General features: G+C 64.6%; 23 protein-coding genes. 11 read left to right on the top strand and 12 right to left on the bottom strand.

What is annotated here, in order from left to right; translation table 11 throughout:
• The first annotated feature begins 12 nt into the window (after nt 1–12).
• Nucleotides 13–366: a YnfA family protein gene (locus BZG29_RS09265; protein WP_077401485.1), complete on the top strand. Its 354-nt coding sequence runs from the start codon at nt 13–15 to the stop codon at nt 364–366.
• A 6-nt stretch (nt 367–372) separates the two neighbouring features.
• On the opposite strand, the gene BZG29_RS09260 is transcribed toward BZG29_RS09265, so the two are convergent.
• On the bottom strand, nt 373–774 hold the full coding sequence (locus BZG29_RS09260) for a TerB family tellurite resistance protein (RefSeq protein WP_077401482.1): 402 nt from the start codon (nt 772–774) through the stop codon (nt 373–375).
• A 68-nt stretch (nt 775–842) separates the two neighbouring features.
• Nucleotides 843–1,805, bottom strand: a complete 963-nt coding sequence (locus BZG29_RS09255; protein WP_077401479.1) for a TerC family protein — start codon at nt 1,803–1,805, stop codon at nt 843–845.
• Between the two features lie 159 nt (nt 1,806–1,964).
• Here BZG29_RS09255 and nhaR point away from each other — a divergent pair, with 159 nt between their 5' ends.
• Nucleotides 1,965–2,864: a transcriptional activator NhaR gene (gene nhaR / locus BZG29_RS09250; protein ID WP_077401476.1), complete on the top strand. Its 900-nt coding sequence runs from the start codon at nt 1,965–1,967 to the stop codon at nt 2,862–2,864.
• 9 nt (nt 2,865–2,873) lie between these two features.
• Here nhaR and BZG29_RS09245 read toward each other — a convergent pair whose 3' ends face one another.
• On the bottom strand, nt 2,874–3,887 hold the full coding sequence (locus BZG29_RS09245) for a zinc-binding alcohol dehydrogenase family protein (RefSeq protein ID WP_077401473.1): 1,014 nt from the start codon (nt 3,885–3,887) through the stop codon (nt 2,874–2,876).
• A gap of 97 nt (nt 3,888–3,984) precedes the next feature.
• On the opposite strand from BZG29_RS09245, the gene BZG29_RS09240 reads away from it, so the two are divergent.
• Nucleotides 3,985–4,908, top strand: coding sequence for a LysR family transcriptional regulator (locus tag BZG29_RS09240; protein WP_077401470.1), 924 nt, complete (start codon nt 3,985–3,987; stop codon nt 4,906–4,908).
• Between the two features lie 86 nt (nt 4,909–4,994).
• Nucleotides 4,995–6,317, top strand: a complete 1,323-nt coding sequence (locus tag BZG29_RS09235) for a chloride channel protein (protein WP_077401467.1) — start codon at nt 4,995–4,997, stop codon at nt 6,315–6,317.
• On the opposite strand, the gene BZG29_RS09230 is transcribed toward BZG29_RS09235, so the two are convergent.
• From BZG29_RS09230 to BZG29_RS09200, 7 genes are all read right to left on the bottom strand, one after another.
• A complete protein-coding gene (locus tag BZG29_RS09230; protein WP_150130842.1) occupies nt 6,314–7,441 on the bottom strand; it encodes a toxin-antitoxin system YwqK family antitoxin in 1,128 nt (375 codons plus the stop codon). The two genes, BZG29_RS09235 and BZG29_RS09230, sit on opposite strands and share 4 nt — an antisense overlap.
• A gap of 76 nt (nt 7,442–7,517) precedes the next feature.
• Nucleotides 7,518–8,012 carry a MarR family winged helix-turn-helix transcriptional regulator gene (locus tag BZG29_RS09225; protein WP_077401461.1) on the bottom strand — a complete coding sequence of 165 codons (495 nt, stop codon included), beginning with the start codon at nt 8,010–8,012 and terminating at the stop codon, nt 7,518–7,520.
• Nucleotides 8,013–8,091: 79 nt separating this feature from the next.
• A complete protein-coding gene (locus BZG29_RS09220; protein ID WP_077401458.1) occupies nt 8,092–8,901 on the bottom strand; it encodes a toxin-antitoxin system YwqK family antitoxin in 810 nt (269 codons plus the stop codon).
• A 27-nt stretch (nt 8,902–8,928) separates the two neighbouring features.
• The gene (locus tag BZG29_RS09215) at nt 8,929–10,059 is read right to left on the bottom strand and encodes a toxin-antitoxin system YwqK family antitoxin (RefSeq protein WP_171984965.1); all 1,131 of its coding nucleotides are present in this window, start codon (nt 10,057–10,059) and stop codon (nt 8,929–8,931) included.
• A gap of 153 nt (nt 10,060–10,212) precedes the next feature.
• Nucleotides 10,213–12,048, bottom strand: a complete 1,836-nt coding sequence (gene msbA / locus BZG29_RS09210) for a lipid A export permease/ATP-binding protein MsbA (protein WP_077401453.1) — start codon at nt 12,046–12,048, stop codon at nt 10,213–10,215.
• Between the two features lie 108 nt (nt 12,049–12,156).
• Entirely contained in the window at nt 12,157–12,540 is a 384-nt protein-coding gene (locus tag BZG29_RS09205; protein WP_077401450.1) for a hypothetical protein, read from the bottom strand.
• 45 nt (nt 12,541–12,585) lie between these two features.
• Nucleotides 12,586–13,548 carry a Dyp-type peroxidase gene (locus BZG29_RS09200; RefSeq protein WP_077401447.1) on the bottom strand — a complete coding sequence of 321 codons (963 nt, stop codon included), beginning with the start codon at nt 13,546–13,548 and terminating at the stop codon, nt 12,586–12,588.
• A 158-nt stretch (nt 13,549–13,706) separates the two neighbouring features.
• Between BZG29_RS09200 and BZG29_RS09195 the strand changes: the two genes are divergently transcribed.
• Nucleotides 13,707–15,128, top strand: coding sequence for a PLP-dependent aminotransferase family protein (locus tag BZG29_RS09195; RefSeq protein WP_077401444.1), 1,422 nt, complete (start codon nt 13,707–13,709; stop codon nt 15,126–15,128).
• 5 nt (nt 15,129–15,133) lie between these two features.
• Here BZG29_RS09195 and moaA read toward each other — a convergent pair whose 3' ends face one another.
• On the bottom strand, nt 15,134–16,225 hold the full coding sequence (gene moaA / locus BZG29_RS09190) for a GTP 3',8-cyclase MoaA (protein WP_077401441.1): 1,092 nt from the start codon (nt 16,223–16,225) through the stop codon (nt 15,134–15,136).
• Nucleotides 16,226–16,328: 103 nt separating this feature from the next.
• On the bottom strand, nt 16,329–16,622 hold the full coding sequence (locus BZG29_RS09185; protein WP_077401438.1) for a helix-turn-helix domain-containing protein: 294 nt from the start codon (nt 16,620–16,622) through the stop codon (nt 16,329–16,331).
• 166 nt (nt 16,623–16,788) lie between these two features.
• On the opposite strand from BZG29_RS09185, the gene BZG29_RS09180 reads away from it, so the two are divergent.
• From BZG29_RS09180 to BZG29_RS09155, 6 genes are all read left to right on the top strand, one after another.
• On the top strand, nt 16,789–19,101 hold the full coding sequence (locus BZG29_RS09180; RefSeq protein ID WP_077401435.1) for an FdhF/YdeP family oxidoreductase: 2,313 nt from the start codon (nt 16,789–16,791) through the stop codon (nt 19,099–19,101).
• A 13-nt stretch (nt 19,102–19,114) separates the two neighbouring features.
• Nucleotides 19,115–20,494 (top strand): cytochrome ubiquinol oxidase subunit I, encoded by a 1,380-nt coding sequence (locus BZG29_RS09175; protein ID WP_077401433.1) that lies wholly within the window; start codon nt 19,115–19,117, stop codon nt 20,492–20,494.
• Nucleotides 20,495–20,524: 30 nt separating this feature from the next.
• On the top strand, nt 20,525–21,505 hold the full coding sequence (locus BZG29_RS09170; protein WP_077401430.1) for a cytochrome d ubiquinol oxidase subunit II: 981 nt from the start codon (nt 20,525–20,527) through the stop codon (nt 21,503–21,505).
• A 13-nt stretch (nt 21,506–21,518) separates the two neighbouring features.
• Nucleotides 21,519–22,439 carry a bestrophin family protein gene (locus tag BZG29_RS09165; protein ID WP_077401427.1) on the top strand — a complete coding sequence of 307 codons (921 nt, stop codon included), beginning with the start codon at nt 21,519–21,521 and terminating at the stop codon, nt 22,437–22,439.
• 137 nt (nt 22,440–22,576) lie between these two features.
• Nucleotides 22,577–23,422 (top strand): formate dehydrogenase accessory sulfurtransferase FdhD, encoded by an 846-nt coding sequence (fdhD, locus tag BZG29_RS09160; RefSeq protein WP_077401425.1) that lies wholly within the window; start codon nt 22,577–22,579, stop codon nt 23,420–23,422.
• 143 nt (nt 23,423–23,565) lie between these two features.
• Entirely contained in the window at nt 23,566–25,065 is a 1,500-nt protein-coding gene (locus BZG29_RS09155; protein ID WP_253192836.1) for an amidohydrolase family protein, read from the top strand.
• Nucleotides 25,066–25,101 lie beyond the last annotated feature (36 nt).

Raw genomic sequence — 25,101 nt, 5'->3', positions numbered from 1 at the left:
AACAGGAATAGCATGAACGACGCCATCGAATGGACCAGCCTTGCCCGCACTTTCGGGTTGTTTACCGTCACGGCCGTGGCCGAACTGCTGGGCTGCTACCTGCCCATGCTGTGGCTGAGCAACAAGGGCAGCGCCTGGCTGCTGTTGCCGGCCGCCCTCAGCCTGCTGGTCTTCGTATGGCTGCTGACCTTGCACCCGGCCGCCAGCGGCCGGGTGTACGCCACGTATGGCGCCATCTATATCGCCACGGCGCTGGGATGGCTGTGGCTGGTGGACGGCGTCACGCCCGCCTGGACCGACATCGCCGGCGTGGGCCTGGCCCTGGCCGGCGCCGCCGTCATTGCCATCGGGCATAAGACGGCTTGATGTGCATCAAGCGGCATGCGCGCGGAAATTCGTTTCCGCCGACCATGCCGCGCTGGCGCGGGCCAGCAGCACGGCTTCGCCATCGGCCAGCCAGTCGTCCGCATCGGCGATCTTCCACATGGCTTGCAGCAGCTTGCGGCGCAAGTCCGGGTCCGTGATTTCATCGAGCAGGCTGTCGATCACGCCATGGGCCAGCTGCACGGCGCCATGCACGGTCGACGTCAGCATGTCGTCGCACAAGTCTTGCAGCAGTTGCTGGAAGGCGGCCGGCTCCAGGTCGATATGCTCGAGGATCTTGCTGCGATGCATCGCTTGCAGCTCGGCGCTGGCCAGGTTGCCGTCGACCACCATCATCAGGGCCAGGATACGTCCCGCTGCCTGGGGACTGTTCGCTTCATAGGTACGCATGATTTTCTACTCTTTCTATTAGTCAATTAAAGGCACGCCACCGCCCCGCGGGGCGCGCCGTACAGCATTTACTTCTTGTCGCTGCGGGTGATGAACACGCTGGCCACGCAGCTCGACACGATCAGTACCGCCACCACCAGCAAGGACGCTTCCACCGGCACGTGGTACCACGGCATGATCAGCATCTTGGCGCCGATGAACACCAGCACCATCGCCAGGCCATACTTGAGCATGTGGAAACGGTCCGCCACGTCCACCAGCAGGAAATACAGTGCCCGCAAGCCCATGATGGCGAACAGGTTCGACGTGAAGACGATGAACGGGTCCGTCGTGATGGCGAAGATCGCCGGGATCGAATCGACCGCGAACACCAGGTCCGTCACCTCGATCAGGATCAGCACGAGGAACAGCGGCGTGACATAGCGCAAACCGCCCTTTGCCACGAAGAAACGTTCGCCGTGGTCGCCATCGGCCACCCGCAAGTGGCGGCGGGCAAAGCGCAGCACCGGGTTGTTCGCCACGTCCGGCTCCGCATCGGCCGCCACCAGCATGCGCATGCCTGTAATCAACAGGAAGGCACCGAACAGATACAGCACCCAGCTGAACTCGCTCACCACCCACGCACCGGCCATGATCATCACGGCGCGCATGACGATCGCGCCCAGCACGCCATAAATCAACACGCGGCGCTGGTACTGGATCGGCACCTGGAAGGCGCTGAAGATCAGCAGGAAGACGAACACGTTATCGACCGACAAGGCTTTTTCGATCAGGTAGCCGGAGAAAAATTCCAGCGCCTTCTGGTTGGCGATCTCGGGACCGGCCGTGCCGTTTAGATACCACCACAGTCCGCCGTTGAACAGCAGGGCCAGGCTGACCCACACGAGCGACCATGTCGCCGCTTCCTTGACGCCCACCTTGTGCGCCTTGTTGCCGCCGAAGACGAACAAGTCCAGCGCCAGCATCAGCAGGACAAAGGCGATGAAACCGGCCCACATGGGTGCCGTTGCAATACTTTCCAGGCCGTTCATCGGCGGCCTCCGCACTGCTCTGTTTGTATTCTGAAGTCCATGGCACTCTCCTTGCATGAATTGAGCAGCCATCATAGTCTGATTATAAACATCGAACAAATCGAATATAATTTAAGAATACATCGAAAAACTCGATGTGTTTATTTTCCGGGAAACACCATGTCCACACTCAACTTCAAGCACTTGCGCTATTTCTGGATGGTGGCCAAGACGGGCAGCATCGCGCGCGCGGCCGAGCAGCTGCACCTGACGCCGCAATCGATTTCCGGCCAGCTCAGCGAGTTTGCCGACACCCTGGGCGTGGAACTGTTCCGCCGCAGCGGACGCCAGCTGGAATTGACGGACACGGGCCGGCGCATCCTCAGCCATGCCGAAAGCATTTTCAGCACGGGCGATGAATTGCTGGAAATCGTGCGCGACCAGTCGCGCACGACGACGACGACCTTCCGCGTGGGCTGCGCCGATTCCGTCTCGAAACTGATCGCTTGCCGCCTCGTCGCGCCGGCGCTGGGACTGGCCGAGCCGCTGCGCATCATTTGCCGCGAAGGCCGGCTGGCCAGCCTGCTGGCGGACCTGGCCGTGCACCGGCTGGACCTGATCATGGCGGACCGCCCCATGCCAGCCCACTTGAGCGTGCGCGGCTTTAATCACTTGCTGGGCGAAAGCGGCATGACCCTGTTCGGCACGCCAGAACTGGCCGCCACCCTGAGCGGGGACTTTCCGCTATGCCTCGATGGCGCGCCGCTGCTGCTGCCGGGCGAAGACTTCGCCATCTACGGGCGCTTGCTGCAATGGCTGGGCGACAACAATCTGCACCCGCGCATCGTCGGCGAGTTCGACGACAGCGCCATGATGAAAGCCTTCGGCCAGTCGGGCGCCGGCCTGTTCTTTGCGCCCACCGTCATCGCGCCCCAGGTCTGCGAGCAATACGCCGTGGTGGCGCTGGGCCGGGTCGACAGCCTCGTCGAGCAAGTGTACGCGATCACCACGGAACGCCGGCTGAGCCACCCGGCCACCATCGCCATCAGCCAGAGCGCGCGGCGCGAACTGTTCGTCTAGGCGCCGGCCCTACCCGGCGCTGACGACGATCTTGCCCGGCTGCCCGCCCCGCTCCAGCAGCGCATGGGCGCGCCGCAAGGTGGCCGCATCCATGGGCGACAGGCGCTGCCGCACCGTGTGGCGCAGCACGCCGTCGTCCAGCAGCCGCGCCACGCGGTTCAGGATGCGGTGTTGCTCCAGCATATCGTCGGTAGCAAACAACGGCCGCGTAAACACCATTTCCCAGTGCAGCGAGATGCTCTTGCCCTTCAGCGGCGCCGCGTCGAAAACATCGTGATCGTCGATGACGGCCAGCTTGCCGTGCGGCGCGATGATCTGCGTCAATGCCGCCACGTGGCGCGCCGTGTGCGACAGGGCGGCGACGTGGCGCACCGGCGCCACGTTCAAGGCCGCCACCTGCGCCGCCAGCGGCAGCGTGTGGTCGATCACGTGATGCGCGCCCATGGCGCGGCACCACGCCATGCTGTCGCCGCGCGACGCCGTGGCAATCACGATAAAACCCGTCAGCTGGCGCGCCAATTGGATCAGCATGGAACCGACGCCGCCGGCGCCGCCCAGCACCAGCAGGCTGCCCCGCTCCTGGCGGTCGCCGGGCGTGATCGCAAAGCGCTCGAACAGCAATTGCCACGCCGTCAGCGCCGCCAATGGCACGCTGGCCGCCTGCGCAAAGTCCAGCGACGCCGGCATGGAGCCCGCGATGCGCTCGTCGACCAGGTGATACTCGGCATTGGCGCCCGCGCGGTCGAACGAACCCGCGTAATACACGGCTTGACCCGGCGCAAACAGGGTGACTTCGCTGCCCACCGCATGCACGGTGCCGGCCGCATCCCAGCCCAGGGTCACGACACGCTCCGGCACATCTACCCGCCCGGCGCGCACCTTGGTGTCGAGCGGGTTGACGCCCACGGCGCGCACCCGTACCAGCACGTCGCGCGGGCCGGGCACGGGCATCGCCCCCTCCACGTCGAACAGGTCATGCTCGTCGTCCACGCTGCTGCCCTTGTTGAAACCGATCATCTTCATTGCCTACCCCCGCAGATAAAAGCCCATGGTAAGCAGCCACGCGATAAAGAAAAATATGCTTCAATGCGTTTCACTGCTGACCAAACCGTCATGAATCATGCAAAACCAGGAAACAGATAATCTCTCCGGCGTGGCCCTGTTCGTGCAACTGGCCCAGGCGGGCAGCTTTGTCGCCGCCGCGCGCCAGGCCGCCATTTCACCGTCGGCCGTCAGCAAGAGCCTGGCGCGGCTCGAGCAGCGGCTGGGCGCGCGCCTGTTCCAGCGCAGCACGCGCCGGCTGAGCCTGACGGCCGAAGGCCAGCTGTTTTTGACCCGCAGCGAACGCATCCTGGGGGAAATGCAGGCGGCGCAGGAGGAGCTGGCGGGAGCGCGCGCGCCGCGGGGACGCCTGCGCCTGGGCTTGCCGGAACTGGGCGGCGTATTCCTGCCCGCGCTGGCCGATTTTGCCGCGCAGCACCCCGCCATCGCGCTGGAGCTGGACTTTTCCGACGCGCTGGCCGAGGTCGTCGGCGATGGCTTCGACGCCGTCATCCGCATCGGCGCACCGCGCGATTCGCGCCTGGCCGCGCGCAAGCTGGGCCAGTTCCGCTCCTGCCTCGTGGCCTCCCCCGCCTACCTGGCGCGCCACGGCACGCCGCATCACCCCCTTGAGCTGCAACAACATGCTTGCCTGCACTATCGCTTCCGCCACAGCGGCAAGGTCGAACAGTGGTGCTTGCGCCAGGACGATGGCGAGGCTGCGCCGGACTTGCCTTTGTCCATGATCTGCAACAATGTGGAAGCGCGGCTGCACTTTGCCCGGCAAGGCCTGGGCATCGCCTGGCTGCCCGAGTTTACGGTGCGGGCGGCGCTGGCCGACGGCAGCCTGGTCGAAGTGCTGGCCGATTACGCGACCGGCGAACTTCCGGCCCACGGCTGCTGGCTGCTGTGGCCGTCCGGGCCGCACCTGGCGCCGAAAGTGCGGGCGCTCGTCGATTTCCTGGCCGAGGCGAAGCTGTTGTCGTCAATTGCCCACAAATAAGGCAGAGGAAAAACATTCGGACAAATATATCTCTATAATGGCAAGTCTTCCCGACGCCCTGCGCGCCCCTTCCTGGACTTGCCGCAATGAAGCACTTGCACGATATTCCCTCTGCCTTCAAGCATGAATTTGCCAACCCGCGCCTGTGGTGGTCGCGCGCCGTCGTCGTCGGCATGGCCGCCGTCGCCGGCCTCGTCGTCGTGGGTTTTACCTGGCTGGCGGAAACAGCGCTCGATTGTTTTCTCTTTTTTAACGGCAAGGCCTGGTGGTTCGCCCTGCTGTGGACGCCCGCTTGCGCCGCCCTGCTGGTGTGGCTGACGCGCCGCTACGCGATGGGCGCGGCCGGCTCCGGCATCCCGCAAGTGATGGCCACACTGGACCCGGCCGTGGCGCCCGAACAGCGCTCCTTGTTCGTTTCATTGAAACTCAGCGCCGCGAAGATCGGCCTGACGGCGGGCGGCTTGCTGGGGGGATTGTCTCTGGGGCGCGAAGGGCCATCCGTGCAGATCGCCGCCGGCGTGATGCTGGCCGCGCGCCGCTGGCTGCCGCGTCACTCCCAGGTAAGCGCCCACTCGCTGCTGGTGGCGGGCGGCGCGGCCGGCATCGCGGCCGCCTTCAACACGCCGCTGGCGGGCGTCATGTTTGCCATCGAAGAACTGTCGCGTTCGCCCGAGCAGCGCAACAGCGGCTTGATTGTCGCCGGCATCGTGCTGGCCGGCATGATGGCCGTGTCCATCCACGGCAACGCCACCCACTTCGGCATCATCCATCCCGGCCCCATCGGCCTGGCGCTGGCGCTGCCCGGCTTGCTGGTAACGTTGGTGGCGGGCGTGGCGGGCGGCCTGTTCGCCCGGCTGCTATTGGCCTCCGCCCGGGGCAATCCGCTGGGAAAATTGTCGGCGTGGAGAACAGGCCGGCCCGTGCTGTTCGCCGCCGTCTGCGGTGTGCTGGTGGCGGCCATCGGCATCGCCAGCCACGGCGCCACGTTCGGCAGCGGCACCGTGGCCACGCGCGCCATGCTGGAAGGCTCGTCCGACGTGGCGCCCGCCTTTGTCGCCTTCAAATATGTGGCGACGTGGCTGACCGTCTGGTCGGGCGTGCCGGCCGGCATCTTCGCACCGTCCTTGGCCATCGGCGCCGGCATCGGGCATGACATTGCGCAACTGCTGCACTACCCGCACGCGCCCGCCCTGATCGCGCTGGGCATGGTGGGTTTCCTGGCTGCCGCCACGCAGGCGCCGCTGACGGCTTTTATTATTGTCATGGAAATGGTCGACGGCCACGGCATGGTGCTCAGCCTGATGGCTTGCGCCGTCGTGGCCAGCACCGTGTCGCGCGTGCTCAGCGAACCGCTGTACGGGGCGCTGGCGCAGTTGCAGCTGCAACGGCTGCCCGCGCCACCGAACTAGAAATTGCGGCAGGCGCGCAGCAAACGGCCATCCTGCCACTCGCAGACGGTGCGCGTGCCGTCGCCGGCCCAAGCCCGCTCCAGGCCCTGCTTGCGCCCGCGCACATAGTCCACGGCGTGGCGGGGCGAGCCGTCCGCATGCCATTCGCGCCACGCGCCATGCGGCTCGCCATCGCGGTAGGAAGCGAGCCGGGCCAGCGTGCCGTTCGCATGCCATTGCCTGTCCTCGCCCTGCGCGCGGCCCTGTTCATCCTGCTGGCGCTGGCGCAGCGGCGTGCCATCGTCGCGCCAGCTTTGCGTGCTCAGCATGACGCCATCCTCGAACAGGTTTTTCTGGTCCAGCTGGCCATTCGCGAAATACAGCAGCGACCAGCCCTGCGGCTTGCCATGCAGGAAATTGAGGCGCGACATTTCACGGCCGTCCGGCCACCAGGCCTGGTGCAAGCCGTTGCGCTGGCCATCGAGGTACGGTCCCCGCTCGGCCAGCCGGCCATCCGGATGAAACGCCGTCACTTCACCGGTCAGCACGCCATCGGCAAAATGCGCGCGGTTGCTGACCTGGCCATGCTCGTCAAAGCTCAGGAATTCACCATCGGCGGGCTGGCCCGCCTGGTACAGCAAGGCATGCCTGAGCTGGCCATTCGCATGGTAGTGGCTGTGCAAGCCCTCGTACTCGCCGTCGCGGTACGCCTTGCGGCTCTTGACCGTCCCGTCCGCATAGTATTCCACGTTCACGCCATTGAAGTCGCCCTCCCCGTTGCGCTCTTCCAGCAGGCCCAGCTGGCCATCGGCAAAATACACGCTGCGCTGGCCGGCGTAGCGCGGCGACGCCACGTCGGTGCCCAGCAGCCAGGCATCCATGTGCAGCCTGCCCGGCGGCTGCGCGAAATGCAGCTGCCAATGCCAGGCCTGGCGGGCCGCATCGTGGTGCAGCGGCGCGCGCTGCTCGTACACGGCCGCGGCGGGCGCCACGGGCTGGTAATCCCCGTCAAAATACAGGGAGGCCGGCGACGGTTCGGCAGACACGGCCGGAGTGGCCAGGGCATTGTCCAGGGCGTTGGCCATGGAAACGGGCGGGGAACCGGCCAGGACAGCGGCCAGCAAAACGGAAGTGTATATCTTCAATGCATGCTTTCATCAACGGTGCGACGGCGCCGATGATACGGGCAAGCGGGGCGGCGCGCCACACGCTTGCGCGTGACTACATGGTGAACGGAAACGGCTGCATGCCCGCCTGCCTGTCATCGGGAGCGACGACGGCCAGCAAGGCGCTCAAGCCCTGGTTCAGGTGCGCCAGGCTGTCGGGGTCCAGCTGGGCCAGCGCACTGGGCAGCAAGCCGCGCGCCGGCTGCGGCGCGCCGGCGATGACGGCTTGCCCTTCCAGCGTCAGGGTCAGGGTCACCACGCGCTGGTCCGGCTGGTCGCGCGCCTTGCGCACATAGGTTTTTTTGACCAGCGCCTCGACCAGGTTGCTGGCCGTCGTCTGGTGGATCGACATCTTGCTGGCCAGCTCGCCCATGCGCAGGCCCGGCCGTTCCAGCAATTCCTGCATCACCCACAATTGCGCGCCCGACACGCCGCATTGCTTTTCGATTTGCGCCGAGTGGCGCTGCGCCGCGCGCATGACGACGCGCATGTTTTGCAAGGCCATGCCTTGCGCCCTGGCCATCGCTGAAACTTCCGCTTCCACCACCATTGCCTCCAGTTATCCTGCCGGCTTCGCGCCTGCTGGCGGGCCGGAATCCCTGCATGATACCTGCAAAGGCGGGCGACTCCTAGCGCATGGAAACTGGCTCTCCGGCTTGCCACGCCTGTTCCAGCACCAGCTTGCCGGCCTGGTCCCATTGACGCTCGATGCCGTGCTGCTTGCCGTGCTGGTACGGTACGATCTGGCGCAGGCTGCCGTCGTCGTACCAGGCCTGCAGCAGGCCGTGGCGCTGGCCGTCAAGCATGGGCGTGACCGTGGCGCGCACGCCATTGTCAAACCACTGCGTCACATCGCCCTGCTCGCGCCCTTGCGCATCCTGCTGCCAGGCAACCGACGGCTTGCCGTTGCTGCCCCACTTCTGCATGCTCAGCAGCTTGCCCTTGCGGTACAAGGCCTTTTGCGCCAGCTGGCCATTGTCGTGGCTTTCAAACGACCAGCCATCGGGTTCGCCCTGCACGAACACCGTCCTGGCGCGCAAGCTGCCATCCTGCGCATAGGTGAGGAACGCGCCATCCTGCCTGTCATCGACAAAATGGCTGCGCTGAAACAGCTTGCCATCGGCGAAAAACACTTGCTGCGAGCCGTTCATCCTGCCGCCCTTTAAATGCGCGCGGCTGCTCACCTTGCCATTCGGGCCGTAGGACACATATTCGCCATCGGCCATGTTCTTGCCGTGGTAGCTGATGCGGTTCATCAACTGGCCATTGTCATGATACGTTTCGGCGATGCTGTCGCGCCCGTTCGGCAGCAAGGTCACCTTTCGCTTGATCTGCCCGTTTTCATAATAAGAGGTGCCGCCAGCCGGCGCCCTGGCCTGCGCCGCCAGCGGCACGGCCGTCGCGAGCACGGCCAGCAGCGCCAGGCGCATGGTTGCCATTGCGGGCCAATATCGCATGCTGTCCCCTTACTTTGCGGCCACCGGCTGTCCGTCGTGCCACGCCTGCTCCAGCACCAGCTTGCCGGCCTGGTCCCAGTGGCGCTCGATGCCGTGCTTCTTGCCGTGTTCGTACGGCACGATCTGGCGCAGGCTGCCATCGCTGTACCAGGTCTGCAGCAAGCCGTGGCGCTGGCCTTCGACAAACGGGGTCACGCTGGCGCGCACGCCGTTGGCATGCCAGTCCGTCGTATCGCCGTGGTCGCGCCCCTGTGCGTCTTTCTGCCACGCGAAGATGGGCCGGCCATTCGGCCCCCACGTTTGCAAGCTGAGCACGGCACCCTTCTGGTACAGCGTCTTGTTCGACACGACGCCATTGTCATGGCTTTCAAACGACCAGCCGTCGGGCTGGCCATGCACCCATACGGTCCTGGCCAGCACGCTGCCGTCCTGGGCATACCGGACAAACTCGCCCTCGTGCTTGCCATCGACGTACCGCCCCTTACGGTGCAGCTTGCCATCCGCATAAAACGATTCCTGTACGCCATCCATCTCGCCATTGCGTCGATACGAGCGGCTGCTGACGGCCCCGTTCGCGCCATACGACACTTGCTCGCCATCGGCCACCTCGTCGCCGTGGTACAGCGTGCGGCTCATCAGCTGGCCGTTCTGGTGATACGTTTCCGAGATGCTGTCGCGCCCGTTCGGCAGCGGCGTGACTTTCTGCTGGATCTGGCCATTCTCGAAGTACACGCAGCCGCCCAGCAACTCCTCGCCCTGGGCATTGAAATAGGTTTCGCGCAGCAGCTGGCCATTTTCGTAGTAGGACTTGCGAAAACGCACGAACTTGATCTGGCTCAGGTCCAGGTCCGTGGCATAGGTTTCAAAGGCCAGCACGCCCGGCGTATCGGGAAATTCGAGCCGCACATGCCAGGCGCCCAGCGCCTCGTCGCGCTCCGGCGGCGTGCGCAGCGCATACACGGCGCGGCGCTGGTTGCTTGGCATGAAATTTTCATCCAGATACATGGTCTTGTCCTCTTCTTGCGCGTGATCGGAAGCCGTTGCCGGCAACGGCGCATCTTCCTGTGCCGCCAGCGGCAAGGCCGTGCTCATGCCCAGCGCGGCGGCCAGCAGCCAGCGCATCGTCTGTTGATTCGTCATGTTGCTCCATTGTTCATGTTGCTTTGCGGCTGCCATCATAAAGGCAAGCACCGTTCGTCATGGGCACGATTGCCGCCCCATGAAAAAGGCCGGGACGGACCTGCTGGTCCGGCTCCGGCCTGGCGGGCGGGCAGGCGCTGGCTGCGCCAGGCGTCAGCCCAAGCTATCCTTGACGGGCGACAACTGGCTCGCATGCAGCCGTGCATACGCGCCGCCCTGCTGCAGCAAATCCGTGTGGCTGCCCGATTCCACCAGGCGCCCGCCCTGCATGACGACGATGCGGTCGGCGCTTTCGATGGTGGATAAGCGGTGGGCGATGACGATGGTGGTGCGGTTGCGCATCAGCACTTCCAGCGCCGCCTGCACGGAGCGCTCCGATTCCGTGTCCAGCGCGCTGGTCGCTTCGTCCAGCAGCAGTATCGGCGCATCCTTGTACAGGGCGCGGGCGATGGCCAGGCGCTGGCGTTGCCCGCCCGACAGACGCGAACCGTTCTGCCCCGCCTGGGTCTCGTAGCCTTGCGGCAACTGCATGATGAAGTCGTGCGCGTAGGCGGCGCGCGCCGACGCTTCGATGCGGGCCTGGTCCGGCGCCGGGTCGCCGTAGGCGATATTCGCCGCCATCGTGTCGTTGAACAAAATCACGTCCTGGCTGACGAGGGCGAACTGGCGCCGCAGGGCCAGCAAGGCATAGTCGCGCAAGTCGACGCCGTCGAGCAAAATCCGGCCGCCGCTGACGTCATAGAAGCGCGGCAGCAAGCCCAGCAAGGTCGTCTTGCCGCCGCCGGAGCCGCCCACCAGGGCTACCGTTTCGCCGGCGCGGATATCGAGCGTGATATCGCTCAAGGCCGTGGGCGCATCGGGGTCGTCGCTGTTGTAGCGGAAGTTGACGTTCTGCAGAGACAGATTGCCGTGCACCGTGACCGGCGCGATGGTGCCCGGGTCCGGTTCCAGCGGCGTGTCGATCAAACCAAAAACGGACTCGGCCGCCGCCAGGCCACGCTGCAGCGGCTCATTGATCTTCGTCAAATTCTTGATCGGCGACTGCATCGCCATCAGCGCGCCCATGAAGGCAACGAAGGCGCCCGGCGTGATGGCGCCGCTTTGCGCGCGCAGCATGGCGAAGTAGATCACGGACGACAGGGTGATGCCGACGAGCATCATGATGAAGCCGGAATTCATGGCCGAGGTGGCCGCGTGCTTGACGGCCAGCTGGCGGTTGCGCTTGACGACGTTGACGAAGCGCGCCTGCTCGTAGTCCTGGCCGCCGAAGATTTTCACCACGCGCTGGCCGCCGATGCTTTCGTCGAGCACGGACGTCAGCTCGCCCACGGCTTGCTGCGAACTTTTGCTCAGGTGGCGCATGCGGCGGCCCGCCAGGGTCACGACGATGGCCACGATGGGCATCGAGGCCATGCAGAACAGGGCCAGTTTCACGTCGATGCTGAACAGCAAGATCAGGTAGCCGACGGTGGCGACGGAATCGCGCACCATCACATTGAGCACGTTCAAGCCCGCCTGCGACACCTGGCTGGCGTCGAAGGCCACGCGCGACTGCGTCAGGCTGGTGGTGGTGGTGTCGAAAAAGCGGCTGGGCAGGCGCATGATGGTGGCGAACATCTTTTCGCGCAAATCCGCCTGCACCCGGCTCGATAGCCATACGGAACCGTAATCGCCGGCAAAGCTCGACACCATGCGCAGCACGGCCAGGCCCAGGATGGTGGCGGGAATCACCCACAAATCCACCTGCCCCGCCTGTGCCGGCAAGAAACGGTCGACCCAGCCCTGCAGCATGCCCATCACGCCGGACGCGGGCGCGGCCTGCGTGCTGGCCGTCGCGCGCATGGCGTCGACGACGTTTTGCAATTGCCTTATTAGTAACACATCGGTGGCGGACGCCACGCCCACGGCCAGCAAGGTGGCGGCGACGATGGCGCCATAGCGGCGAAACTGGCCGGCCAGGCGGAAGAACAGGAGGCGACTTTGCTGCATGCAGGTGAGAAAAATAAGGGTAAAGCGTGATTCTAACCGCTGCAACACTTACTTATAAGAAAGTCGCACCTTGCCGGTGCAGAACCGGCAAGGGAAATGCACGGACGATCAGCTCTTCGCCACTTTCCACGCGGCGCTGCCGGCCTTGCAGACCTTCAGCTTGAGGGTCTGTTCCTGGCCCTTGGCGTTCAAGCCCACCTGTACCTTGCGGCAGGTTTGCTCATCCGTCTTTTGCGTGTCGCTGGCCGTGATATCGGCGGCGATACGCACGGAATTGCGCAAGCCTTCATTGCTCCATTGCACGGTTTCGCCATCTTTCTTGTCATTGAGCACGTCGGTGACGGCTTTCACGAAGACGGGCTTGTCGTTCTTGTTCAGGTAAGCCATCGGCGTATCGGCCAGGAAACCCAGGCCGACGGCGGAAGCGGAAGCGCTGAAGACGACGCTGCCGAAGATCAGGGCGGACAGCAGTGTGGCGGGACGAATACGCATGGAAAACTCCTAGTTAAGTAAAAATAGGGACCGCCGGGGCGGCCCTCAGCCGGGATCCGCCGGCGAAATGCCCACGGCCAGCAAGGCGTCGATGCTGGGCACGAAATAGATCGCCGACGACAGCGCCGTGGAAAAATCCAGCAGCCGGTCCGTCTTGGTGACGCCATCATAGCCTACGCCGTACATTTGCCGCAGCATGCCCATGGTCACGGTGATGTCCTTGCAAAAACCGACAAACATGACGCCCGCCTCGCCGGCATTGGCGTAATTGGCGTTGCGGCGCACGATATCGACTTCCTCGCCGTCGCGGATAAACTGGTTGCGGCCCACGTGGGAATCGACGGGCAGCGGCGACAATTCATGGCTGCCGGCCTTGGTGCGGCCCCACACCTGCTCCGCCGCGTGCACGGGCAAGGCGCGCAGGCGCTCCACGTCCATGCGCCATTTCTGCAGCAGCACGGTGGAGCCGCCCGCGCCCGCTTCGCCGTCCGGGATGATGGCCACGCCGTTGGCGCGGAACGGATTCGGGTTGGCGACGCCGTCGGCAAAGCCGTCGAAAGTCACATTGTTATGATACGGAAAACACACCTGTTCGCTGGCCAGCTCGGCAAAGGGGCTCAGCAAGGTGAGCGTCGTGCGCATGCTGTCGTACAGGGTGGCCGCGTTCGACTGCGTGATCCAGACCCAGAAATCGCACTGGGCGGCGGGCGCCGTCTTGCCGTTGGCGCCCACCAGGTCGTGCGCGAACGATGCCATGTTGTCCGGCACGCAGCCTGGGCACGCGGCGCGCCACAGCTCGGGCTTGAATCCCAGCACCACATTGGCCGTGCCGCCCGTCAACTGATGGTGGCGGTTCAGCGTGGGGTCCAGGATGCCCGTGACTTCGGATTCCCACAGCTTGCCCAGCCGCTGGAACAGCTGCCGCATGTCGACGCCGGCCTTCACCTTGAACTGCAAATGCACTTCGTCGCGCGCGACGACAGACAGCATGCTTTGTGGAATTGCCATGACAGAGGTTCCTCTTTTTCGTTTCTATGTGGATCTTAAACCAGAAGTGCCGGATGGCAGTTTCATTTTGGCAACATGCGATAACTGTAACTATAGGTCGTCATGAATTGGACGATAATGCAATGACGTAGAGCAAGAATAAGAATGGATACCATTGCATGAAATTGTATGAAAAGCTCGTCAGCGACATCGAGCAACTGGTGGCCAAGGGCGTGCTCTTGCCCGGCGAACGCATTCCCTCCGTGCGCCAGACCAGCCAGCAGCACAAGCTGAGCATCACCACGGTGCTGCGCGCCTACGTCAAGCTGGAGGGCATGGGCGTGATCGAAAGCCGGCCCCAGTCCGGCTACTTCGTGCGCCAGCGCGCCAGCGATGCCGCCACGCCATCCCTGTGCATGCAGGCGTCGCACCCCAGCCCCGTGCCGGCGGAAGTGCACGTGAGCCGCCTGGTGCTGTCGACCCTGCGCTCGATCGGCTTGCATGACGCCATACCGCTGGGCTCACCCTACCCCGACCCGTCGCTGTTTCCCTGGGAACGCATCAACCAGTATGCGGGCACCGTGGCGCGCCGCAACCGCGCCTGGAGCGTGACGGACGACCTGCCGCCGGGCAACCCGCAGCTGATCCGCGAAATCGCCCGCCGCTACATGGAAAACGGCCTGGCCGTCGATCCCGACGAAATCATCGTCACCGTGGGCGCCACGGAAGCGATCAACCTGTGCCTGCAAGCGGTGGCCAAGCCGGGCGACACCATCGCCGTCGAGTCGCCCACCTTCTATGCCATGCTGATGGCCGTCGAGCGGCTGGGCATGAAGGTGGTGGAAGTGTCCACCGACCCGTATGAAGGCATCAGCATCGAAGCGCTGGCCGACATCATGGCCCGGCAGCCGATCGCCGCCGTCATGGTGATGCCGAACTTCCAGAATCCGCTGGGGTTCCAGATGTCGGACCAGCGCAAGCGGGCCTTGTACCAACTGCTGGAGCAGCACGACGTGCCCGCCATCGAAAACGGCGTCTACAACGAGCTGTATTACGGCGACGCCCACCCATCCTCGCTCAAGTCCTACGACCGCAAGGGCCTGGTGCTGCACTGCTCCTCGTTTTCCAAGAGCCTCAGTTCCGCGCAGCGCGTGGGCTGGGCCCTGGCCGGACGCTACCGGGGCAAGGTGGAGGAACTCAAATTCCTCAACACCCTGGCCACCTCCTCGTTTCCCCAGCTGGCCATCGCCGAATACCTGCAAAACGATGGCTACGAACAACATCTGCGCCGCACCCGCAAGGCCTATGCCCAGCAGGCGCGCATCATGGCGGCCGCCGTGCAGCGTTTCTTTCCTGCAGGCACGAAAATCTCGCACCCGCAGGGCGGCTACGTGCTGTGGGTGGAGCTGCCGGGCGACATAGACTCCATGCAGCTGTACCGGCGCGCGCTGGAATGCAAGATCACGGTGGGTCCGGGGCGCATGTTTTCCGTCAGCCAGGCGTACAAGCATTGCATCCGCCTCAACTACAGCTATCCGTGGAGCGCGGGCGTGGAACAGGCGATCATTCTGCTGGGCAAACTCATCACCGAATTCCTGTAGACCATTCACCCGCCCACCAGCGACATGCGCACGGTGGGATACTGCTTGCGCCCGCCAAGCTGGGCCAGTGCGCCGCGCACTTCCGAGTAGCGGTCGCCACGGCGCTGCCAGTGCTGGCGCAGCAGGCTTTCCAGCCCTTGCGCGCCTTGCGCAAGATCAAGCCGGGGCCGCAGGTCGAGGCCGTCCTGGGCGAACAAACAGGTAAACAGCTTGCCGTCCGACGAGACGCGCACGCGGCTGCAGTCGCCGCAGAACGGCTGCGACACGCTGGAAATGAAGCCCACTTCGCCGCCGCCATCAAGATAACGGTAGCGGCTGGCCGTTTCGTGCGAGACAGGCTTGCCTTCGCCCAGCGACACGAGGGGAAATTCTGCCGCGATCAGCGCGCGCGCCGTCTCCGACGTGACGACATGCGTGCGCGACCAGGCGCCGATGCCGCCCACGTCCATGAATTCGATCAGGCGCAGGATCACGCCCGTGTGGCGGAAATGGCGCGCCAGCGGCACGATCTGGCTATCGTTGACGCCTTTCTGCACGACCATGTTGACCTTCACGGGAGTCAAGCCCACGGCTTGCGCCACCTCAATGCCGTGCAACACTTTCTCGACGGGAAAGTCGACGCCATTCATGCGCTGGAAAATGCCGTTGTCCAGACTGTCGAGGCTGACGGTGACCCGCTCCAGGCCCGCATCCCTCAGCGAGCGCGCCTTGGCCGCCAGCAAGCTGCCATTCGTCGTCAGCGCGATGCTCACGGCGCGCCCGTCCGGCGTGGTCAGTTTCGCCAGGCGCTCGATCAACTGTTCCAGGTTCTTGCGCAGCAACGGCTCGCCGCCCGTGATGCGGATTTTATTCACGCCCAGGCGCACGAAGGCGCGCGCCATCGTTTCGATCTGCGCGAAGGACAGGCGCTCGCTGGACGGAAGAAACGGGTAATCGCTGGGGTACAGCTCGGCCGGCATGCAATAGGTGCAGCGGAAGTTGCACTGGTCGATGACGGAAATGCGCAAATCCGTCAAGGGGCGGCCCAGCATGTCCACGCAGGGTTCGATATGGCTTGGCTGCCGGAGCGCCGGCTGCGGATACAGGATGGTGTTCATGGTGCTTCCCCTCGATAGGCATTCGTCTGGAAGTAGCATAGGACGAATGAAGGGGTACAAGGAGGTACAGTCCGGCGCCAGCCGATAGAGTACAGACGCGCCGCTACTCTTCTTGCGGTGGAGTAAAGACGCTGGCGCACAGTTCCGCGCCCGCCGCGCTGAGCAGCGTGCTGCCGCCGCCGCTCTCGGCCGTGGCGACCACCACCAGGCCCGCGCTGGACAGCGCATTGAGCTGGCGCAACAAAGTGCTCATCTGTACCCCTGCCCGCTTGGCCAGCTTGGCCAGCGACCACGGCTTCCCCGGCGCCTCCTGCCGCGCCTCCCACAGCAGCGCCAGCAGCGCTATCAGCGCCGCGTCGATTCCATCTTCCTTGTCTTCCTTGTCTTCCTTGTGCATGTTTTTTCTCCTTGTCCACATCATAAATCACGGCCGGCGCCGGCGCGACCGGCATCGCCATCTTGCCATCTGTACTCTGTTTTTTTGTCCGGAACTGTGCGCCTACGGGGCAAGCCGCCGCCCCTACCATGTGATTGTCCCATCGCATATCACCAGGAGAGTCATCATGAGCAAGCCAAAGTCCGACGCGCGCATCGCGCCCTACACCCATGCCGCTGCCGGTTGGGGTGCCCTCAAGTATGTGGCCATCAACCTGTTCAAGGAAAAAGTCAGCGCGGGCAATTACCGTTCGCTGTTCGAGCAAAACCAGCCCGACGGATTCGACTGTCCCGGCTGCGCCTGGCCCGACCGCGAACACGCGTCGACCTTCGAATTCTGCGAAAACGGCGTCAAGGCCGTGGCCGCCGAATCGACGAGCAAGCGCGTGCGCCCCGAGTTTTTCGAGGAGCACACGGTCACCGCATTGATGGAGCAGTCGGACTATGATCTGGAACAACATGGCCGTTTGACGGACCCCATGGTGTACGACGCCGCCAGCGACAAATACCAGGCCATTTCCTGGGACGACGCCTTCGCCCTCGTGGCGCACCACCTGCACGCGCTGGACGACCCGAACCAGGCCGCCTTCTACACGTCCGGCCGCGCCAGCAACGAGGCGGCTTTCCTGTACCAGCTGTTCGTGCGCGCCTACGGCACGAATAACTTCCCCGACTGCTCCAACCTGTGCCACGAAGCGACGAGCCGCGGCTTGCCGGAAACGGTCGGCATCGGCAAGGGCACGGTGCTGCTGGACGACTTCGAGCATGCGGACACCCTGCTGCTGTTCGGCCAGAACCCGGCCACCAACCACCCGCGCATGCTGGGCGAATTGCGCGAAGCGTCGCGCCGCGGCGCCACCATCGTTTCCATCAACCCGCTGCACGAACGGGGCCTGGAACGCTTCACCAGCCCCCAGCATCCGCTGGAAATGCTGACGGGCGGCAGCACGAACATCTGCTCGCTGTTCATCTGCCCCACCCTGGGCGGCGACTTCGCGCTGATCAAGGCCATGGCCAAGCGCGTCGTCGAGCTCGATGACGACGCCATCGCCCACGGCCAGGAGCGCGTGCTCGACTGCGATTTCATCGCCGAGCACACGAGCGGCTTCGACGCCTTCGCGGCCGACCTGCGCGCGGAAAGCTGGGACTTGCTGCTGGCCGAATCGGGCGTGGCGCGCGACAAGATCGAAGAATTGACGCAGATCTATGTCAAGGGCAAGGCCGTCATTTCGACCTGGGGCATGGGCGTGACGCAGCACAAGAATTCGCTGGCCACCGTGCAGATCCTGTCGAACTTGATGATGATGCGCGGCAATATCGGCAAGCGCGGCGCGGGACTGTGCCCGGTGCGCGGCCATTCGAACGTGCAGGGCGACCGCACCATGGGCATCGAGGAACAGCCGACCAAGGAATTCCTCGACCGCCTGGGCCTGGTCTTCGGTTTTGAACCGCCGCGCCACCACGGCTATGACGCCGTGGGCACCATCGAAGCCATGCTGGAGAAAAAAGTGAAAGTATTCGTCGCGCTGGGCGGCAATTTCTCGATGGCCACGCCGGACACGCCGCGCACCTGGGACGCGCTCCGGTCGTGCGACCTGACCGTGCACATCGCCACCAAGCTCAACCGTAGCCACTTGGTGCACGGCAAGGATGCGCTGATCCTGCCCACCCTGGGCCGCACGGAAATTGACGTGCAGCAAGGCGTGGCGCAAGGCGTGACGGTGGAAGACTCGATGAGCATGGTGCACATCTCGTTCGGCATGAACCAGCCCGCCTCGCCCAATCTGCGTTCGGAAATCGCCATCGTGGCCGGCATGGCGCAGGCGACCCTGGGCAGCGAGAAGATCGACTGGCTGCGCTTTTCCGGCAACTATGCGCTGCTGCGCGATTCAATCGAGCAAGTGTTCGACGACTTTTTCGACTACAACTTGCGCGTGGCCAAACCGGGTGGTTTCCACCTGGAAATCGCCTCGCGCGAACGGGTATGGAAGACGGACAGCGGCAAGGCGCAATTCCTCGTCAACGCCGTGGAACTCGACACGCCGATCCACCGCGCGCGCCAGCAATATGGCGAGCGCCTGATGGTGCTGATGACGACGCGTTCGCACGACCAGTACAACACGACGATCTACGCCATGGACGACCGCTACCGGGGCGTGTTCGGCCAGCGCCGCGTCGTTTTCATCAACAAGGACGACCTGGCCATGCTGGGCTTTGCGGCCGGCGACTGGGTCGACCTGATCGGCGTGTGGCATGACGGCATCGAACGCCGCGCCGACCGCTTCCTGCTGGTCGAGTACGACATTCCGCGCGGCTGCATCGGCGCCTACTACCCGGAAACCAATCCGCTGGTGCCGCTCGACAGCGTGGGCCACGGTTCGCGCACGCCGACCTTCAAATCCATCCCCGTGCTGCTGGCGCCTTCGGCCGCCCTCAGTTGATCAGGAGAACGCCATGTTCGGTTTCGATACCCTGGACCTGTCGCGCGCGCAATTTGCGATGACGGCCATCTTCCACATCCTGTGGCCCATATTGACGATCAGCCTGTCGCTGTTCCTGTTCGTCGTCGAGGCGCTGTGGCTGCGCACCAGCGACCCCGTCTACTACCGCCACGCGCGCTTCTGGAGCAAGTTGCTGGTGCTCAACTTCGCCGTCGGCGTCGTCAGCGGGATTCCCCTGGAATTCCAGTTCGGCACCAACTGGGCGCCGTTTTCGCACCATTCGGGCCAGTTCATCGGCAACATCCTCGGCTTCGAGGGCGCCATGGCCTTCATGCTGGAAGCGGGCTTCATCGGCGTCATGATGTTCGGCTGGGGCCGCGTACCGAAGGGCGTGCACCTGTTTGCCACCGGCATGGTGGCGCTCGGTTCCAGTATTTCCTCGTTCTGGATCATGGTCGCCAATTCCTGGATGCAGACGCCGGCCGGCGTGCGCGTGGTGGACGGCAAGATCATCGTCACCGATTACGTGGCCGCCATCTTCAATCCAGACATGGCCTGGGCCGTGGGCCATATGTGGGTGGCCGCCGTGGAAACGGGCCTGTTCGTCATCGCGGGGATTTCCGCCTGGTACATGTTCAAGCGCCGCGAACCGGCCTTCTTCGCCCGCTCGTTCAAGCTGGCGCTGATGCTGCTGCTGGTGATTGCACCGTTGCAAGTGTGGCTCGGCGATTCGAGCGGCGTCGACGTCTTCAAGACCCAGCCCGCCAAGGGCGCGGCCATCGAAGGCCACTGGCACACGAACCGCGATGGCGAAGGGGCGGCCTGGTCCCTGCTGGCCTGGCCCAACCAGGCGGAACAGAAGAACGACTGGTCGCTGGAAGTGCCCGGCATGCTCAGCGTGATCGCCACGCATAGCGCCACGGGCAAGATCACGGGCCTGGCCGACATCGCCCGCGCAGACCAGCCGCCCATGCTGCCGCTGCTGTACTACGCGTTCCGCGCCATGGCCGGCATCGGCATGTGGTTCGTGCTGCTGTCGTTCTGGACCTTCGTGGCCTGGCGCAAGGCGGGCGGACGGGTGCAGGAGTTCGTGCGCAACCGCAAGCTGCTGCTGGCCTGGGTGCTGACGATACCGCTGCCCTACATCGCCGTCGAGTGCGGCTGGATCGTGCGCGAAGTGGGACGCCAGCCGTGGGTCGTGTACGGCTTGCTGCGCACGCGCGACGCCGTTTCCGACGTGGCGGCCCACGCCGTGGCCGGCAGCATGCTGATGTTCTTCGTGTTTTACATCGTGCTGTTCGTCACTTTCTTTGTATTTGCCAAGAAATGGCTGCAGCAAGGCCCGGACGTGGCGCTGCCGCTGCCGGACGCCGCCCATGCCGCGGGGTATTGAAATGCGTCCCCATCAATCAAGGAGTATGTAATGGATATCAATTCGCATGCCATGCTGGGCAATGCCTGGTTCGGCTTGATCGGCCTGATGCTGGTGTTTTACGTCGTCACGGACGGCTTCGACCTGGGCGTGGGCATCCTCAGCCTGTTCACCGGCCGCGAGCAGGAACGCAATCTGATCTTTCAATCTATCGAGCACGTGTGGGACGCCAATGAAACCTGGCTGGTGGTGGTGGGCGGCGCCCTGTTCGGCGCCTTTCCCAGCGCCTACGCCACCTTGCTGGAACAGCTGTACATTCCCATCATGCTGCTGATCGCCAGCCTGATCATGCGCGGCGCCTCGATCGAGTTCCGCCATGCGGCCCGCAACAAGCGCCTGTGGGACCTGGTCTTCGGCGTGGGCAGCCTGCTGGCCGCCGTGGCGCAGGGCGTGGTGCTGGGCGAGGTCATCACGGGCTTGCAGCCGGGCTGGCTGAGCGGTACCTTCACGGCGTGCACGGCGCTGGGCGTGGTGGCCGGCTATTGCCTGCTGGGCAGCACGTATCTGATCAAGAAGACGGGCGGCCTGCTGGAAGCGGCGGCGCGCCGCTACGCCACCACCAGCGTGCTGGCGACAGTCGCGGCCGCCATCGTGCTGTCGGCCGGCACCATGGTCTTCAGCGCCATCGGCCACGACCGCTGGGCGCAGCCGGGCGTGTTCGGCGTGCTGCTGGCCCTGGCCGCCATCGCCGCCAGCGCTTTTATCTACATCCTGTGGGCCGTGCACGTGAACGGCGTGCGCGGCCCCTTCCGCGGCGCCATCGTGCTGTTTTTGGCGTCGTTCGCGGGCCTGGCCATCAGCTTCTTCCCGGACCTCGTGCCGGGCAAGCTGAGCATCGCGGCGGCCGCGTCCGATGAGCCGACCCTGATCTTCATGCTGATCGGCATGGGTTCCATGCTGCCGATCATGATCGGCTACAACCTGTTCCAATATTACGTCTTCGAGGGCAAAGTCGTGCCCCGCAAGCATTGATCGGCATCAAATCATGATCATTCGGCCTACCACCAACTGGTTCCGCATGCTGTTCGTCTGGGATGGCTCGGTGCTGCAAGCCATCATCCCGCAATTGCTGCTGATGTTGGTCGTCAGTTCGCTGGCCTTGCTGACGGATGGCCGCATCTTCGGCGTCAAGATTCCGCTCGATACGGCGCCGTTTCCCATGGTCGGCATCAGCCTGGCGATCTTTCTCGGCTTTCGCAATAACGCCAGCTATGCGCGCTTCGTCGAGGCGCGGCATATCTGGGGGCAATTGCTGATCGCTGCGCGCGCCCTCGCTTCGCAGGCGCTCACGTACTTGCCGCAGGAAACGAGCGGCCTGGACCACCAGTTGCTGCTGCGCCGCCTGATCGCCTTCGTCTACGCGCTCAAGCACCAGCTGCGCCAGACGGACCCGCAGGAAGACCTGGCGCGCTACCTGCCGGCCGAAGACGTGCAGCGCTTGCAGGGCGTCAACTTCAAGCCCGTCGCCGTGCTGCACGCGGTGCGCGCCATGCTGCACGACGCCGTGCAGCGTCAGCCGGGCCAGACGCAGCTGCTGTGGATGCTAGACACCCAGCTCAACGACCTGGCCGCCACCGTGGCCGGCTGCGAGCGCATCAAGAACACGCCGATTCCGTACCCGTACGGCGTGCTGGTGCACCGCACCGTCTATATGTATTGTTTTTTACTGCCGCTGGGCCTGGTGGATGCCATCGGCGTGGCCACGCCCCTCATTTCCGTCTTCGTTGCCTACACCCTGTTTGCGCTGGAAGCCATCGCGCAGCAGATCGCCGAACCGTTCGGCCTGGCGCCCAACTGCCTGGCCCTGAACGCCATGACGCGCGAAACGGAACGCTCGCTGCTGGAATTGAACGGCGACCCGCTGCCGCCTTCGATCCGGCCCTGCCCGCGCTATCAAATCAATTAATTTATATGCCTAACAAAACCGTAGCGAGCGGATGTGAGTTGTGGCTGAGAAGCGCAGCTGTGCGAATGCACAGTGAGCATCGCAGGCCGCAAATCGCGACGCGCAGTAGGTTTGGTCAGGTATAGGAGGAGAAAATCATGGAATGCGACATCACCACCATCGAGCGCGACGGCTACCTGGACGTTCCCATGGTGCGCCACCAGGGGGGCGTGGCCACGGCGGGCCGCGACATGGTGGCCGAGGAGTATCCCGTGGCCCTCGTCTACAACGGCATCGCCCACGCCGTGATGATGGCCACGCCGCGCGACCTCGAGGAATTCGCCGTCGGCTTTACCTTGACGGAGGGCATCGTCGGCAGCGTGCGCGACATCTACGACCTCGACGTGTGCTGCGGCGCGGACAGCGCGGAAGTGCGGCTGACCATCGCGCAGCCGGATTTGATCAAGCTCAAAGGCCGCCGCCGCGCGCTGTCCGGGCGCACGGGCTGCGGCGTGTGCGGCATCGAAAGCCTGGCCCTGCTGGACCTGGTGCCGGAAAAGATCACGCGGCCCCTGCCGCCGCTGGTGGCCAGCAGCGCCATCCTCGGGCGCGCCGCGCGCGAACTGCTGCCCTACCAGGAGCTGATGCACAAGACGGGCGGCGTGCATGCGGCCGCCTGGTGCACGGCCGAGGGCGCCGTGATAAAAGTGTTCGAGGACGTGGGCCGGCATAACGGCCTGGATAAATTGATCGGCTACCTGGCCCTGCACCGCATCGCCATGCACGACGGCTTCGTCTTCCTGTCCAGCCGCGCCAGCTATGAACTGGTGCGCAAGTCGGCGCGCATGCATATCGGGCTCGTCGCCACTATCTCGGCGCCCACCTCGCTGGCCATCCGCATCGCGCGCCAGGCCGGCATGCAGCTGGCCAGCTTTTGCCGCCGCGACGGCTTCGTCGATTACACGGCGGGCGAAGGGGAAAATAGCGGCCAGCATGCATCTTGAACAGCCGATGCTACATTCTTTGCCGTAAAGCAAGTGCACGCTTGACTTGCCACCGCTGCGGGCTAACTATGGCAATAGTTTCCTATTGTTAACTTTACCTGCAGCCACGCTCCTGGCGCGGCAACGATGAAAGGATGGCGGCAATGGCACTGGCACAAGAGCAGCACCTGATGGATACGTGGCAGACGGGCGGCTTGAAGCCGCGCGCCTGCGACTGCGGCGGCACCGTCTTCACCATCCTGCACCAACGGGTGATGGCGGACATGCGGCGCCGGCAATTTCTCGGCGGCACGGCCGCCATGCTGGCGCCGTTCATCGGCCTAGGCCTGTCCACCGGCAACGCCATCGCCCAGCAGCCGCAAGCATCCGAACGCCCCCTGCTGCTGACCAATCTGCGCCTGTTCGACGGCACGGGCAAGGCGCCGCGCGCCGGCATCCACGTGCTGGTGACGGGCCCGACCATTACGGCCCTGCTGCCGGCCGGCGAAAAAGTCGAGGGCGCGCAAGTGATCGATTGCCAGGGCAAGCTGGTCATGCCGGGCCTGATCGACGCCCACTGGCACACCATGCTGGCCGCCATCAGCCAGGTGACGGCCATGACGTCCGATGTCGGCTATTTATATCTGGTGGCGGCGCAGGAAGCGCGGCGCACCCTGCTGCGGGGTTTTACGTCCGTGCGCGATCCTGGCGGCCCCGCGTTTGCATTGCAACGCGCCATCGATGAAGGCATCGTCGACGGTCCGCGCATCTTTCCGTCCGGCGCCATGATTTCGCAAACCTCGGGCCATGGCGACTTCCGTTTGCGCTCGGAGATCCCGCGCGCTGCCAACGCGCCGCTGGGCATGGCGGAAACGGCGGGCATGGCCATGATCGCCGATGGCGAGGCGGAAGTGCTGCGCCGCGTGCGCGAGCAATTGATGCTGGGCGCGACGCAAATCAAGATGATGGCCGGCGGCGGCGTCGCGTCGATGTACGACCCGCTCGACAGCACCCAGTATTCGGAACGCGAACTGCGCGCCGGCGTGGAAGCGGCCGCCGACTGGGGCACCTATGTGATGGCCCACGTCTACACGCCGAAAGGCATACAGCGCGCCATCCGCGCGGGCGTGCGCAGCATCGAGCACGGCCAGCTGGCCGATGACGAATCCGCGCGCATGATGCGCGACGCGGGCACGTGGTGGAGCCTGCAACCGTTCCTGCAAGACACGGATGCGAATGTCTACCCCGATGCGGCGCGCAAGGCCAGCCAGGCCATAGTATCCGAAGGCACGGTGAAGGCGTATGCGCTGGCGCAAAAGTACGGCATCAAGACGGGCTGGGGCACGGACATCCTGTTCAACGCGAAAAACACGCCGACCCAGGGCCGCCAGCTGGCCAAGCTCACGCGCTTTTACGACCCGTTGATTCTGCTGGCGCAGGCGACGGGGCAGAATGGCGAACTGCTGGCCCTGTCCGGCCAGCGCTCGCCCTACCTGGGCACCTTGGGCAAGCTGGCCGCGGGCGCGCTGGCCGACTTGCTGGTGGCCGATGGCGATCCCGCGAAAAACCTCGATTTCCTCGCCCAGCCGGAAGAAAACCTGCTGCTGATCATGAAGAACGGGCGCATCTACAAGGACAAATTGCGCGCGCCATTGGCAAGCTGAAGGCGGGCGCGTTGGCAACGGCGTTGGCTTGCCGCA

Origin of the sequence: Janthinobacterium sp. LM6 (assembly GCF_002002885.1) — a bacterium.
Taxonomy (GTDB): domain Bacteria; phylum Pseudomonadota; class Gammaproteobacteria; order Burkholderiales; family Burkholderiaceae_D; genus Janthinobacterium; species Janthinobacterium kumbetense.
The sequence above is the reverse complement of the archived record's forward strand: the minus strand, read 5'-3'. Positions and strand labels throughout refer to the sequence as shown.